Below are 14,996 nucleotides of genomic sequence, written 5' to 3'. Positions count from 1 at the left end.
CCCACCACAGTTGACAAAAGACTACAAAAAAGGGCGGGATTCTTGTCCCGACCTCTCTACATCTGATCTTTTGCTTCTTTTAGTTTGCCATAAAGAATATAGTCTACGCTTTGCAGATCCGCTATAGTGGCACAGTTAAGGGCACACATGATCAAACGCAGATCTTCTTTCCAGCCTTGGACAATGCCAATCACCTCTTCGACGGAGTAGGTTTCAATCAACTCAAGAACGGTACGTGACAGTCCTATAGCCTTGGCACCAAAGACCAGACACTTAATCATATCCAGCGGATTTCGAACCCCTCCGCTAACCAAAAGTTCGACCTTGTCTTTCCAGTCTTGGGCATTGAGAAGGGCTTGCATAGTAGACTGCCCCCATTGATTGAGGTAATCACGCTGGCCACTGCGACGGTTTTCGATATAGGCAAAGCTGGTGCCACCACGACCCGACAGGTCAACCGTTCGAACACCCAATCCATAGGCTCGTTCGATGGTCTTTACATCCATCCCAAAGCCCACTTCCTTTAAAACGATTGGAACAGGGATCCGCTTGCTATAATCTGCTAGATGCGATTGCCAGCTTCTGAACTTTCTTTCTCCCTCTGGCATGAGCAATTCCTGCATGACATTGACATGCACTTGGAGGAGGAGAGGATTCATCGCTTCTACAGTCTGAATGCCTAACTCAACAGGCTTGTCCAAGCCAATATTAGTACCAAGGAGGAGATTTGGATGGCTAGATTTGACAGAAAAAGAGGCATCTGTTGGATCCTTGAGAGCTGCGCTATAAGATCCCGTTACAAACAAAATCCCACAGGCTTCTGCCACCTGAGCCAGCTTTTGATTGATTTCTCTCCCCTTATCGCTCCCACCCGTCATGGCATTGATATAAAAAGGAAAGTCCCACTTTCGACCTGCAAATTCCGTAGACAAATCAATCTCATTCAGGTCATAAAGAGGCAGGGAAGAATGAATTAACTCCACCTCATCAAAGCTATTATAGGAACTTTTCTGCTCAAGGGCATAGCGGATGTGCTCGTCCTTACGATTTGTCGTCATGTCCTATCCTTTCTTGGTATAAGAGCTCAATCCCCAGATCGGCCCAACGGTTTTTTAAGTTTTCAGTTGATTGCTCATCAAAACTCAAGACAATGCCACAGTCACCACCACCAGCGCCACTACTTTTGGCAACAGCCAGCAAATCTTGACTGGCTTCTTTCAACTGTCTCAGCGAAGGCGTGTAAATATCTGGGCTCAAGCCTTCTAAAAGCTGACTGGCTGTTTCCACCTGATCGATAATTTTTTCTGCATTCCCCTGCTCCAAGGCTTCTACCAAAGCAGACACCGTTGCTTTTGAGGAAGTTAAAAAATTCTGGCCTATGTTTTGCTTGATTTGCTGAACCATTTGACTCGATACAGCTACTTCCTTGGTCCATCCCACTAGGAAATCACATTCTAGGGTTGGTTTCACTTGTGAGATGGAAAAGCCCCAATCACGCTCCAAAACTGTCGCCAAGCTTTCTTCTTGCAACCAAGCAGCTATCTTCTTTCGATCAAAAGATTGGTAGAGAACCAAATCTTCTGCCACAATACAGGCAAGGTCTCCCATAGAGCCATTGTCTCCTCGCTTGAGCAAGACCGCACTAGCCAGCTTGAACAAGAGATCCTGATCAATTGAAAGATGATACAGAGCCAGCAGGGCCTTGATCACCAAGACAACGACGCTACCACTAGAACCCAGACCAAACTTTTTCCCTTCTCGTTCCATTTTCCCTCGGATTTCCAAGGAAAAAGGTCGCAAGATCTGCCCACGATCAGCAAGGAAATCATTCATCAAAGCAATTGTTTCTTGAATCAAACTGTAGGCTGGATTTGGCGTCAAGTCCACTGCGAAATCAAACATATCTGAGTAGATACGGTAGCTGTCTGAAAAAGCAATCTCAGCCTTCATATAGATAGGTATCGCCTTTATCAAGGCCAACTGTCCTGGCTCTAAAATAGCATACTCACCCGCCCAATAGAGTTTTCCGCAAGTTTTAACAGCAATCATCTTGGCTCAAATCCTTTGTTTTTGACACAATCAAGCGATAACGTTGACCTAAGAGTTCTGAGAGGTGTTCCAAGTCTTTCTCTAGACAGAGGACCTTGACATTGGGACCCGCATCCATGGTAAAGTAGCAGGATTCCCCTTGCTCACGAAGCTGGCGGACAAAGTCCATGGCCTCATAAGTCGCATCCGTCAGATAAGAAAAGGCTGGTGATGCTGTTTTTGTCGTAGCGTGCATAGCAAGAGCATTTTTCTCCGTTAATTCCCCAACCTTGGCAAAGTCATTCTCTTTGAGATAAAGTAGCATATCCTGATAGTCCTTCTCAGACTGACGCACCCAGTCATCAAAAGTCGTCGAAGTTTCCACACAAAGTTTCATCCCATCACGGCTAGATATTGTTTTTTTCTTGTCTTCTAGCACCAACATAATCATAGCTAGTTTCAAGTCTGTCTCTACAGGGTAAATCTCCCCACTATCCTTGTCCCAGGCACCGAGTGGTCCATAAAAACTACGAGAGGAAGAACCTGAAGCGAACTTAGCCTCCTGTGCCAACTGACTCCGATCCAAACCAAGCTGGAAATAGGCATTGCAAGCCTTGACCAAGGCGGACAAACCACTGGAACTGGAAGACAGACCCGCCGCGGTCGGCATGTTGTTTTGGGTATCGATACGGACAAAACCCTCACCTTCTGGACGGTAGCGGTCGATAATCTTGCTCATCTTGGCATGTTCCGCCTCATTTTGGAGCTGACCATTGATATAAAAGGCATCCGCCGTCGCATGGGCTGGTAGAGGCGACAAGGTCGTCTCTGTATACATATTTTCCAAAGTCAGAGAGATACTGCTAGTAGCAGGAACCATCTCTTTTTCTTTTTTCTTTCCCCAGTATTTGATAATGGCAATATTTGCGTAGGAACGTACTGTTACAGGCTTTCGATCCATGTCTGAACAGCTCCTTTCTCTTCTAATCGTTTTGCTAGTTCTTGTGCTTGATCCAGATTGGCTACCAAGGCAATGATACAACCTCCTAGGCCACCACCACTCATCTTGGCACCCAGAGCACCGTCGCTCAGAGCCGTTTCAACGAGGGAATCTGCCTCAGGGCTACTGACACCAATTTCTTTTAGATGTAAATGTGCCTGACTGAATATTTGTCCCAGTTTTTCAGCATCTTTTTGTCTAATCGCATCTTCTGCCTGCTGGGTCAATTCTCCCAAGGCATGCAAAAACGGTAGGGCATCCTTCCCCTTGCTTTGAACCACTTGGATGGCTTCACGAGTGTGACCATACACGCCCGTATCTGCAATAACCAAATAAGCGGATAGTTCCATCTTAAGCTCTGTAAATCCAACGTTTTTAATAAAGCGAATAGGTTGGTCACTGAGACAGGTCTTGGCATCCAACCCGCTTGGATTCATATGGGCAATCATCTCAGCCCGATTGACCAAGATTTCTAGTATATCATGAGGCAGGTCAGCTTGATAGTAGTCAAAAACAGCTCGAATGGCCGCTATACTGATAGCCGCTGACGAACCCATCCCTCGTTTTTCAGGGATAGCCGAGTCAATCACACAGCGAATGCAAGCATCCTTGATATTTAGATGTTCAAGTGAAGCATACACCGCCATGGATAAGGTATCCTCCTCATAAAGACGCCATGGACTTTCAGCAGGGACCACCTTGCAGGTCACCTCCACCTCTAAGAGAGGTAGGGAAATAGCAGGATAGCCGTAGACTACCGCATGCTCTCCTATTAAAATAATCTTACTATGTGCCTGACCGACACCAACTTTTTTTGTCATGTTTTCCTTTAACCAGACGAAAAGACCGTCTCACTTTTCATACAGTAGTATTTCTCCTATCTATTTTATTATATTTTCACAAAAAAAGCGATTGTTTCCTTCACAATCGCCTCTTTCATTATTGAACCCATTCGCCATTATAGTTGACAAAATAGCCTTCTACAGTCGTATTCACTGCTAAAGCACCTGAGCTGTAAGCGTAGTACCATTTGCCATTAATCTGGAACCAACCTGTCTTCATGTCACCATTATTTGCGTTTAGATAATACCAAGTCGAACCTTCCTGATACCAACCAGTTGCCATGACTCCTGATGAACGAAGATAGTACCACTTGTTACCAACATAAGTCCAACCTGTCTTCATATCACCATTTTCAGCATCTAGATAATACCAAGTCGAGCCTTCCTGATACCAACCAGTTGCCATGGCTCCTGATGAACGGAGGTAGTACCATTTATTACCAAGATATTTCCAACCAGTTTGCATTGCAGCGGTTGTTGGATCTAGATAGTACCAAGTTGAATCATCGATTGTCCAACCACGTGCTAGCTCCCCAACAGTCAATCTGTTGATACGAGAATCAAATCCACCATCCTTCAGTAAATAATACCAGTGCCCCTCATCATAAACCCAACCAGTTTTTAAGGTGTGATAGCTACGCTGATCTTTAAAATAATAGACTCGTTTCTCTGCCGGACTATCATATTGTTCCCCATGATGTTTGTTGGTATTTGTAGCAGTTTTTGCTTCTAAAACTTGCTTGCCAACAAATTCTTGTAGTACCCCATCTTGACCAAAGTAAAACCAATCTGGTCTAAAAGCAATATCTTGCCTTAGAGAAGAACCAATCGTAACCCCTTTGTGTGGAGCAGGTATATATTGCCAGCCGACAACCATCTCTCCAGATAGAGGATCAAAATAATAGTACTTACCATCAATCACTCGCCAGTAGGTTTCTTTGAGTTCCCCCTTCTTATAGTAGGTTCTACCATTTTCTTGGACAAATTGCCAGCCTTCTGAATCAGCATCATCCGCAAAGACAGTGCTTGTCGCTAGCAAAGCAAAGAAAAAGACTGCTAGTAGAACTTGCAATATTTTTTTCAAAAATTTCATTAGATTTTTCCTCCATAATTGATTGTAGCAAAGACCTGACTGTATGTCAATATATAGAAACTTCTCAAAAAAAGCAGTTACATAACTGCAACTGCTTTTCTATTCTTGCATGGTGTAACCAACACCACGCACGGTTTTAATGTAGCTTTTTTGACCTTTTACATCAAGCTTGCTACGTAGATAACGGATATAAACATCCACGATATTGGTTTCTGTCGCACTTTCGTACTTCCAAACACTTTCCAATAACTGCTCACGAGTCAAGACTTTCTTGCTTCCCATGAGAGTAGCCAGAAGGTCATACTCACGACGCGTCAGAGCAATCATCTCCTCGCCACGATAAACGGTATGATGTTCTACATCCATACGTAGGTTGCGGTAAGACGTTGGAACCTTCATCTGACTACAGTGTTGGTCAATGAAGTCCCGACCTCGGAAAATCGCTGAAATACGAGCTACTAGATTATCAATAATCACTGGCTTATAGATGTAAGAAACGGCGAAGCGCTGGATTGTCTCAATCTGGTCTTGCAATTCTTCGCGATGGTCCAAGACCATAATCACTGAGGCTGGTTTTGTCCGACTCAGCTTGTCTGCAAAATCCTGGGCCGTCATATCCCCCAGATGAGCATTCAGTAAAATCAAGTCATAGTCCGTCTGGAGAGCCATGGAGAGGGCTTTTGGCCCCTCCTCTACCAAATCGACTCGGTATTGCTCTTTTTGGAGTTCCAGACTGAGAAAATGAGCTAGATTTCGTTCTTTCTCAAGTAATAAAATCCGTTTCCCCATGGCAGACCTACTTATTTTTCGTCATACCAAGAGTAGTGGAAGGTTCCTTCTTTGTCTTTACGTTGGTAAGTGTGGGCACCAAAGTAGTCACGTTGTGCTTGGATCAAGTTAGCTGGAAGGTCAGCTGAACGGTAGCTATCAAAGTAAGTAATGGCTGCTGAGAAGGTTGGTACTGGTACACCAGCTTGAACAGCAAGTGCTACGATATCACGCACTGCTTGTTGGTACTGAGCAGTGACATCCAAGAAGTACTCATCCAAGAGAAGGTTTGCAAGATCAGCATCACGGTTGTAAGCATCTGTGATCTTTTGCAAGAAACGAGAACGGATGATACAGCCATCACGCCAGATAGATGCGATGTCTGCAAATGGCAAGTTCCAGTTGTTTTCTTTAGAAGCCACACGCAATTGGGCAAAACCTTGTGCGTATGAGATAATTTTTGAGAAGTAAAGGGCTTGACGGATCTTTTCAATCAACTCAGCCTTGTCTCCTTCAAACTTGAAGGCAGCTGGTTTTGGAAGCACCTTGCTAGCATGTACACGCTCTTCTTTGTATGTAGAGATGTAGCGAGCAAATACTGACTCAGTGATAAGTGACAATGGCACACCAAGGTCAAGAGCTGATTGGCTAGTCCATTTACCAGTTCCCTTATTACCTGCGGCATCAAGGATGTAGTCTACGATTGGTCCATCTTGACCTTCATCGTCTTTGCGTCCAAGAATATCAGCTGTGATTTCAATCAAGTAGCTATCCAATTCACCCTTGTTCCACTCAGTAAAGATTTCAGCCATATCTTCTGCAGAAAGACCGAGCAAGTGTTGCATGAGGTCATAGCTTTCTGCGATCAATTGCATGTCACCATACTCGATACCGTTGTGGACCATTTTCACATAGTGACCAGCTCCATCAGGACCGATGTAAGTAACACATGGTTTGCCATCTTCTGGTGCTTTAGCTGAGATTTCTTCGAGAACATCAGCAACCAATTCGTAGGCTTCTTTTTGTCCACCTGGCATGATAGAAGGACCTTCAAGGGCACCTTTTTCACCACCAGAAACCCCAGTACCGATAAAGTTGATGCCTGAGTTAGCCAACTCTTCGTTACGACGGATGGTATCTTTGTAGAAAGTGTTTCCTCCGTCGATCAAGATATCACCCTTGTCAAGGTGTGGAAGAAGGGCTTCGATAGTTGCGTCTGTACCAGGTCCAGCTTGAACCATGAGCATGATACGACGAGGTTTTTCGATTGAGTTTACAAAGCTTTCCACGTCATAGCTTGGCACAAAGTTCTTTTCAGGATGGCAAGCAATCACATCTTCTGTTTTTTCTTTACTACGGTTGTAAATGGCAACTGTATAGCCACGAGATTCGATATTTAGGGCAAGGTTACGACCCATTACGGCCATACCTACGACACCAAAGTTAGCTTTTGTCATGTGACACTCCTCTTGTTTAATATGTTTTATTTTATCATTTTTACCTATGAAAGGAAAGAATTTTGTAACGGTCTCTTAGTAGTCCAAGTCATCAGCGTGACCAGAACCATTCCCTACAAAGTAACCTGTCTTACAGTTGAGGGTGAAGAGATAGGTTCCATCTGGTTTGTAAAGGTTGTAATAACCATTTCCGTTTACGATATTGACCCGTTCTAGGATATATTGGTTGCCTGTGATATAACCGCGAGCACGTGATGTTGCTAGGATTTGTTCCAAAACACCATCTGCAAACGTCCAAGCAGGGTTGTTGCTATCATCTACAGCTGTTTGGTTGTACGGTACACGACTAGCACTTCTTTGAAGGTTAACACCATCACTCGACAAACCACCATTTGTATCTCTAGCTGGTGCGGTGGTACTTGTTGAAGGCGTCGTGCTGCTCGCATTGCTTTCTGTAGCTGAACTTGAACTTGCTTGACTAGAACTTGAACTAGAAGCACTTGTTTGTTGGCTCTTACCGAGGCTAATAGCTTTATCCAAGAGCTTGTCTAATTCTGTGTTACCTGTTTTGATTTCTGTAAACTTAGCGTCTGCTTTAGCTTTCGCATTGGTATCCAAGACACCGTCAGTGATTGCCGGACTTTCAAAGAGGGCATTGATATCTTGGATGGCCTTGATTTGAGTTGCTAAACTATCGTATTTTGACTTAGCTAATGTATGATTACGACTACCTTCTAACTTATCTAGCAAGGTTTTCAGTTGACTCAACTTATCGAACTGGCTATTTTTCAAAGCTGTCTTATTTTCATCTGTATAAAAGGCATCATAGAGCGTATTAAACTCTTGCAAGTCGGTTTGCGATTCCTGATTGCTTGAAGATGATTGAGAAGCCTGAATTTCTTGGTTTGAGCGAGATACTTGTCGGTAGACATAATACGTTCCAGCAAGAACAAGAATTGCAGCCACCACTGAGGCAATGATGATGACACCTTTCTTCTTAGAGCCTGTTTCAGGTTCTGTTTGAGCCGAACGTGATAGAGGTGTATAGGTCTCCTCTTCTTGTTCCTCATTTATTTGCTTGGGCTCTGTTTCTGTTAAAACGAGAGGCTCTATTTCAGCACTTTCTTCATCTTGAAGGGGTGGGACAAACTGAGTAGTCTCTTCATTTTCTATCTCTTCAATAGATTCCTCAGAAACCAGGTCTGAATCGTCTACCTGATCAGAGGATTCACTTGATTCACGAACTTCTTGGATCATTTCCTCTAGGTTTTGAGTAGAAGCCAGTTCTTCTTTTTTCAACTGACGAGTTTCAAACTTGTCGGCTTCGATTTCTTCACGGTGCTGTTTGATGTATTTGTCTAAGATACTGTCCTCAGGCAATACTCCTGCTTCAACCTCTTCATTCTTACGAATGACTTGACCAACAGTCAAGTCTTTTGCTTCGTCAAAGTCGAATTGTGGTTCTTGATGTCCTTTTTTATGACGATCACGTCTTTTCTTACTCATGAGTTCACCTTTCTATTTTACCTCTTGGCGTTTGACACGCTGACCAAAGTATTGATACAAATCCACTTTTAAGGTCCCGTTATAGAGTTTTCTTTTTTTATCAGCTGGACTTCCGTACTTGCTTTCAAAAGCTTCGTCACTCGTCAGGATAAACTTACTCCACGTTTTCAGTGGTGCAAAGACTTGTCCCATCTCAGCATAGAGCTTGGTAACTCCTGCATCATCAGACAAACGTTCCCCATATGGTGGATTGGAAATGATAACGCCATTAATCTTGTCTGTGCGTAAGTCCTGTACCCGCATTTGCTTAAAGGTGATATCACCTGCGACGCCTGCTGCTTGAGCATTTGCCTTGGCAATCTCCACCATGCGAGCATCAATATCACAGCCCATAATGTCCAGCTCAAGTTCACGATCAATTTTCTTAGCCGCCTCTGTGCGAACTTCTTGGATTAACTGATCGCTGACCCAGTTCCATTCCTCAAAAGCAAAGGAACGGCGAAGTCCTGGTGCCATTTTTCTGGCAATCATAGCCGCCTCGATACAGAAAGTTCCTGACCCACAGGTCGGATCAATCAAGGGCTTGTCTGGATACCAGTTAGAGAGTTGTAAAATAGCCGCTGCCATATTTTCCTTGATTGGCGCCCCACCCTTTTCCGTACGATAACCACGTTTAAAAAGGCTAGAACCTGTCGTGTCAATCATGACCGTTGCCACATCTTTCAGGATAGATACCTCAATCTTAAACTCGGGACCCGTTTCCATCAAGGGAACTCCTTCTGGACGGGCATAGTGTTTTTGTAATTTCTTCACAACAGCCTTCTTGGAAATAGCCTGAACACTGGGCTCGTTGTGAAGTTTAGACTTCACACATTTTGCCTTTGATATCGGGAAACGTGCTCCTAGCGGGAGATAGTTTTCCCAATCTAGAGCAAAAACACCTTGAAAAAGCTCTTCAAAAGTCTTAGCTGGAAAACTTCCGACTACAATCTTGATGCGATCCGCTGCACGAAGCCAAAGATTGGTCTCAATGATTGCCTTCACATCTCCTTGGAAGCGAACACGCCCATTTTCAACCTGGCAATCATAACCAAGGTCCCGCACCTCACGTCCAACGACAGCCTCAAGACCCGCCGCAGCAGTTGCGATTAAATTAAATTGTTCTTTCATTTCTAGTCTTGCAAGACCTTTCTCTTATTCACTTTAAAAAATGAGGTTGAGAAAGATTTCTCAGCCCCAACCTATATGCAATTTTCTATAAGCCATGTTTTGTTCCAGAAGTGACTAGGACCACTTCCTTCGATAATCATCTGTCTACCGCTAACAGCATAAATCTGCTAGCAGTCAGAGTACTACGTTCGTTTCCGTGCACTCCATGCCCCGACCAAAATTTGGGTTGCTAGCTTGAGGGGTTTACCGCGTTCCACTCTCTCTGTTTCCAGAAAGACTCCGTCACTGTGGCACTTTCAAGCCTATTCTGACCTATCCGAAGACTTAGCCATTTCGACTGCCGTAACGATTTCTCGTCCCTAGGCTTATGGATTCGCCTAGCACAAACACTACAGGCATCACAGCCTGTGCTAGCATGGACTTTCCTCATGAATAGAGAACCTCTTCACGCGATTATCCAAAAATTGCACTCATTCCTTAGTCAATTATAAATCTTGGTTGTCTAAGATTTGCTTACCAAATACTTCTTTTTCGAGACGATTTAAGCGTTTCAAAATATCAAAGTTTGTCATTGAAGTAGAAGCTGTTACTTCAATAGAGTCTGGTTGAGTTGGCGCTACCTGTGGTTTATGAGATAATTCTTCTTTCAAATCAGCAATCTCTTGACGAAGGGATTTGACCAAAGCTGCGTAGGTTTCATAATCCTTAATCACATCGTCTAGGAATTCATCTACCTCTGCTTTGCTGTATCCACGAACTTCACGTCCGAAGTCTTGTTCAAAAATATCTTTCGCTGAAAATATAATACTTGCCATGTCTCTCTCCATTCTGGGTTACTAGTATTATTATATAAAAAAAGACAAGTAAAAATCAAGGTCAAAGGCTTACTTTTCAGAAAAATTTTCTACTATTTCATTCAAGTCCTCAAATGTTAATCTTCTTGTAACATAGTCCGCTTGATTTTTCATCATTTGGTAAAAATATCGTAACTTGGTTTCGTTTTCTTCGTCGTAAAAAAGGTAACAAGTATCTGTATTTTCCAGCAGAAATATTTGATAATCGCGTAATTGTCCCTTGTGCTCATATTGTGGATAGGCGTATTTGACAAAATCAACCTGCTTGAACTCACTCAATTTTGCTTGATTTGCTTCATTCCAATTACTGCCATGGGTTTCAAAATCAAAAATGGTCGCCAGCTGAAATCCATAGTTTGCTTTCATGTCTTTTGCCACCTGAAGCGCCCAGTACTCAAAGCCCAAAGTCCCTGTAAAGACAAGCCAAGTCACCCCATCCTCTGCTAGACGTTCCAGGTCTCTCCGAATGGCTGTTTTGATAATATCAACGCGAATATCCTTGTCATTAAAGAGACCAAGGTCGAAGGCCGAATAGCCTAAAATCAAGGCTGATGTCATTTTTAACCCTTTCTTTGTAAATTTATGATATAATAGAGTGATGTTATTGTACCAATAAGGAGAATTATGGTCAACTATCCACATAAAATTTCATCTCAAAAGAGACAAGCCCCCCTGTCACAAACTAAAAATTTCGCAAATCGGGGAATGTCTTTTGAAAAGATGATCAATGCTACGAACGACTACTATTTGTCGCATGGGTTAGCTGTTATTCACAAGAAACCGACTCCCATCCAAATCGTACGTGTTGACTATCCCCAACGAAGTCGAGCCAAGATCGTTGAAGCCTACTTTAGACAAGCCTCAACTACTGACTATTCAGGGGTTTATGATGGATACTACATCGACTTTGAAGCAAAGGAAACCAGGCAAAAACATGCGATACCGATGAAGAATTTTCATCTCCATCAGATCCAACATATGGAACAAGTCCTTGCCCAGCAAGGAATCTGCTTTGTACTCCTTCACTTTTCTTCTCAGCAAGAAACCTACTTATTGCCGGCTATTGACCTCATCCGTTTCTATCATCAAGATAAGGGACAGAAGTCAATGCCACTTGGATATATTCGAGAAAATGGATATAAGATTGAGCCGGGTGCCTTTCCTCAAATTCCCTATCTCGACATTATCAAAGAACATTTACTAGGTGGTAAAACAAGATGAACAAACAAACTTTTCTGCGAATAGCTAAGTATGTCAGCATCAGTCTCTTAACTGTATTTATCGCAGCTGTAATGCTTGGTGGAGGTCTCTTCCTCTACTATGTTAGCAAGGCTCCAGAACTTTCTGAAAGTAAACTAGTTGCTACAACGTCAAGTAAGATCTATGATAGCAATGACGAGCTTATCGCTGATCTTGGATCGGAACGTCGAGTCAATGCCCAAGCAAACGAAATACCGACCGATTTGGTCAACGCTATTGTTTCGATTGAGGACCATCGGTTCTTTAATCACCGAGGAATCGACACGATCCGTATCCTAGGTGCTACCCTACGAAACCTTCGTGGTGGTGGAGGTCTGCAAGGAGCTTCCACCTTGACACAGCAGTTGATCAAGTTAACCTATTTCTCTACGTCAACTTCTGACCAAACCCTTTCTCGTAAGGCTCAGGAAGCTTGGTTAGCCGTTCAGCTAGAACAAAAAGCGACTAAACAAGAGATCTTGACCTACTACATCAACAAGGTTTACATGTCAAACGGTAATTACGGAATGCAGACAGCTGCCCAAAGTTACTATGGCAAGGATCTCAAAGATTTAAGTATTCCTCAACTGGCTCTCCTTGCCGGGATGCCTCAGGCGCCAAACCAGTATGATCCATACTCGCATCCAGAAGCTGCTCAAGAACGTCGTAATCTCGTCCTCTCTGAGATGAAGGGGCAAGGTTACATTACAGCTGAGCAATATGAAAAAGCGATTAATACTCCGATCACAGACGGACTTCAAAGTCTAAAATCGGCTAATAGTTATCCTCCATACATGGACAACTATCTCAAAGAGGTGATCGATCAAGTCGAACAAGAAACAGGCTACAACCTCTTAACGACTGGTATGGATGTCTACACCAACGTTGATCCTAAAGTTCAACAACATCTCTGGGATATCTACAATACCGACGAGTATGTCAACTATCCAGATGATGAAATGCAAGTAGCTTCAACGATTGTGGATGTGACAAACGGGAAAGTTATTGCTCAGTTAGGTTCTCGTCACCAATCAAGCAATGTTTCCTTCGGAATCAACCAAGCTGTTGAAACCAACCGTGACTGGGGTTCTACCATGAAGCCAATCACAGACTATGCTCCTGCCTTAGAGTATGACATCTATGATTCAACTGCTTCGATTGTACATGATGTTCCTTATAACTATCCTGGAACAGATACCCCTGTTTACAACTGGGATAGAAGTTATTTTGGAAATATCACCATCCAATATGCGCTCCAACAATCACGGAACGTTACAGCCGTAGAAACCTTGAATAAAGTTGGTTTAGACAGAGCCAAAACCTTCCTAAATGGACTTGGTATTGACTATCCAGATATGCACTATGCAAATGCCATTTCAAGTAATACAGCTGAATCTAACAAAAAGTATGGAGCAAGTAGCGAAAAGATGGCTGCTGCTTACGCAGCTTTTGCTAACGGTGGTATCTACCGCAAGCCGATGTATATCAACAAAATTGTCTTCAGTGATGGCAGTTCAAAAGAATTCTCTGATCCTGGTACTCGTGCCATGAAAGAGACAACATCCTATATGATGACGGATATGATGAAAACTGTCCTAGCATATGGAACTGGTCGAGGAGCCTACCTCCCATGGTTGCCACAAGCTGGTAAAACTGGTACATCAAACTACACAGATGATGAGATTGAAAACTACGTCAAGAACACAGGTTATGTAGCTCCAGACGAAATGTTCGTTGGCTATACTCGTAAATATTCAATGGCCGTTTGGACTGGTTACTCGAACCGCCTGACTCCTATTGTTGGTGATGGCTTCTATGTTGCTGCTAAGGTTTACCGTTCGATGATGACTTATCTATCTGAAGATGATCATCCTGGCGACTGGACTATGCCAGAAGGACTCTACAGAGGTGGAGAATTCGTCTTTAAAAAAGGTGCACGTCCTGCGTGGACTACTCCTGCTCCTCAGCAAAGTCCAACACCTGAAAGCCCTACAACTGAAAGTCCGACAACTGAAAGCTCTAGCTCAACTTCAGAGACTTCTAGTACACAATCAAGTACAACAACTCCAAATTCGGGTGCGAGCGAGAACAATACTCAACAACCAAACCCAAGAACTAATGTGCAAAATCAAACACCCCAAGTACAACCACGAAGACAGTAGTTAAACCCAGTTTAAAAGTATTGCAAGCACTCTTAAGCACGGTGTTATCACTGATCTAACCATAATCTACTGTGGGGTTAAAGCCCATATCATTAATTATTACTAAAATCTTCTTCTTTGTTAAGAAAAACTAGATGATTTTTGGTTAAAACAAGATGTACAACCATTAAGAAGAATTTTAAATTTCAATGATAAAGTTATATATTCTTGTCTAGACTAAACTCTAATACAAGTCTAATCATTTACTAAAACTTGTTTTATTGTCAATTGTAGTAAAGATTGAATAACACACATCAAGAGAGAACAAATATTGTTCTCTCTTTTTGACATTCATACAAATAAAAAGGCTCTTTGTCAACTGTAGTGGGTTGAAGAAAAGCTAGATCTAGAAAGGATGAAATTCGTCCTTTCTTTTTTGACGATTTATATTCCATAATGGTCAATTAATTTCACCATGTACCTTAGACAAGAAGCATCCTCACCAAATTTTTTTAAAAGATGTCTAAATCTTTGTTCTTGTTTTCTTAGTTTATAGATTTGAACTTTATCTTCAAAACTCAATTTCATAATAAAACACCCCAAAAGTTAGATTTTTGCTATCTAACTTTTGGGGTGCAGTTCACTAAGAGTATATTAAATAAAATATAAAATTAATCATTTACCACTTTTTTCAGACGGGCGCTTCTTGCAAATTGAAAGCGACTTTTTATTACTTTTTCAAGGCATTCTAAGTTCTTTTAGTTATTTTATATGATTTCATTTACTGATAAATTTGAGGTAAATAACGTATTTAAAATTTTATGAGTGTTCTCAATATTAAAAAATTCTGTAATATCTATACTAAATAAACCTATTACAGATATCATGGAGATAAAAT

13 protein-coding genes and 1 other RNA gene are annotated in these 14,996 nt (G+C 42.4%); 2 read left to right on the top strand and 12 right to left on the bottom strand.

Annotated features, from left to right (window positions below; genetic code table 11):
• Positions 1 to 56: 56 nt before the first annotated feature.
• The 12 genes from fni to TZ92_RS03235 all read right to left on the bottom strand — a co-directional run bounded on the left by fni (position 57) and on the right by TZ92_RS03235 (position 11,276).
• Positions 57 to 1,058, bottom strand: a complete 1,002-nt coding sequence (gene fni / locus TZ92_RS03285; RefSeq protein ID WP_033630338.1) for a type 2 isopentenyl-diphosphate Delta-isomerase — start codon at positions 1,056 to 1,058, stop codon at positions 57 to 59.
• Positions 1,042 to 2,049, bottom strand: coding sequence for a phosphomevalonate kinase (locus TZ92_RS03280; RefSeq protein WP_033630339.1), 1,008 nt, complete (start codon positions 2,047 to 2,049; stop codon positions 1,042 to 1,044). The genes fni and TZ92_RS03280 overlap by 17 nt, the downstream gene beginning before the upstream one ends.
• A complete protein-coding gene (mvaD, locus tag TZ92_RS03275) occupies positions 2,036 to 2,989 on the bottom strand; it encodes a diphosphomevalonate decarboxylase (RefSeq protein WP_033630340.1) in 954 nt (317 codons plus the stop codon). The genes TZ92_RS03280 and mvaD overlap by 14 nt, the downstream gene beginning before the upstream one ends.
• Positions 2,971 to 3,849, bottom strand: coding sequence for a mevalonate kinase (gene mvk, locus TZ92_RS03270; protein ID WP_033630341.1), 879 nt, complete (start codon positions 3,847 to 3,849; stop codon positions 2,971 to 2,973). The genes mvaD and mvk overlap by 19 nt, the downstream gene beginning before the upstream one ends.
• Before the next feature lie 118 nt (positions 3,850 to 3,967).
• Positions 3,968 to 4,963 (bottom strand): choline-binding protein CbpF, encoded by a 996-nt coding sequence (gene cbpF / locus TZ92_RS03265; RefSeq protein ID WP_033630342.1) that lies wholly within the window; start codon positions 4,961 to 4,963, stop codon positions 3,968 to 3,970.
• Positions 4,964 to 5,062: 99 nt separating this feature from the next.
• Complete coding sequence (locus tag TZ92_RS03260) at positions 5,063 to 5,752, bottom strand: response regulator transcription factor (RefSeq protein WP_033630343.1); 690 nt, start codon at positions 5,750 to 5,752, stop codon at positions 5,063 to 5,065.
• Between the two features lie 11 nt (positions 5,753 to 5,763).
• On the bottom strand, positions 5,764 to 7,188 hold the full coding sequence (gndA, locus tag TZ92_RS03255) for an NADP-dependent phosphogluconate dehydrogenase (protein WP_033630344.1): 1,425 nt from the start codon (positions 7,186 to 7,188) through the stop codon (positions 5,764 to 5,766).
• A 75-nt stretch (positions 7,189 to 7,263) separates the two neighbouring features.
• Positions 7,264 to 8,694, bottom strand: coding sequence for a cell division site-positioning protein MapZ (mapZ, locus tag TZ92_RS03250; RefSeq protein ID WP_033630345.1), 1,431 nt, complete (start codon positions 8,692 to 8,694; stop codon positions 7,264 to 7,266).
• Positions 8,695 to 8,706: 12 nt separating this feature from the next.
• Positions 8,707 to 9,864, bottom strand: coding sequence for a THUMP domain-containing class I SAM-dependent RNA methyltransferase (locus TZ92_RS03245; RefSeq protein WP_033630346.1), 1,158 nt, complete (start codon positions 9,862 to 9,864; stop codon positions 8,707 to 8,709).
• A gap of 83 nt (positions 9,865 to 9,947) precedes the next feature.
• An RNA gene (gene rnpB, locus TZ92_RS09555) (RNase P RNA component class B) lies at positions 9,948 to 10,329 on the bottom strand.
• A gap of 20 nt (positions 10,330 to 10,349) precedes the next feature.
• Entirely contained in the window at positions 10,350 to 10,679 is a 330-nt protein-coding gene (gpsB, locus tag TZ92_RS03240) for a cell division regulator GpsB (RefSeq protein ID WP_033630347.1), read from the bottom strand.
• A 69-nt stretch (positions 10,680 to 10,748) separates the two neighbouring features.
• A complete protein-coding gene (locus tag TZ92_RS03235) occupies positions 10,749 to 11,276 on the bottom strand; it encodes an SLOG family protein (RefSeq protein WP_033630348.1) in 528 nt (175 codons plus the stop codon).
• A gap of 66 nt (positions 11,277 to 11,342) precedes the next feature.
• Between TZ92_RS03235 and recU the strand changes: the two genes are divergently transcribed.
• Positions 11,343 to 11,939: a Holliday junction resolvase RecU gene (gene recU, locus TZ92_RS03230; RefSeq protein WP_033630350.1), complete on the top strand. Its 597-nt coding sequence runs from the start codon at positions 11,343 to 11,345 to the stop codon at positions 11,937 to 11,939.
• Entirely contained in the window at positions 11,936 to 14,119 is a 2,184-nt protein-coding gene (pbp1a, locus tag TZ92_RS03225) for a penicillin-binding protein PBP1A (protein WP_033630352.1), read from the top strand. The genes recU and pbp1a overlap by 4 nt, the downstream gene beginning before the upstream one ends.
• Positions 14,120 to 14,996: the final 877 nt, after the last annotated feature.

The sequence above is a fragment of the Streptococcus oralis subsp. oralis genome (genome assembly GCF_000960035.1).
In the GTDB taxonomy this organism is placed as follows: Bacteria; Bacillota; Bacilli; order Lactobacillales; family Streptococcaceae; genus Streptococcus; species Streptococcus oralis_G.
Note: the sequence above shows the minus strand (reverse complement) of the source record. Positions and strands in the feature narration are given on the sequence as shown.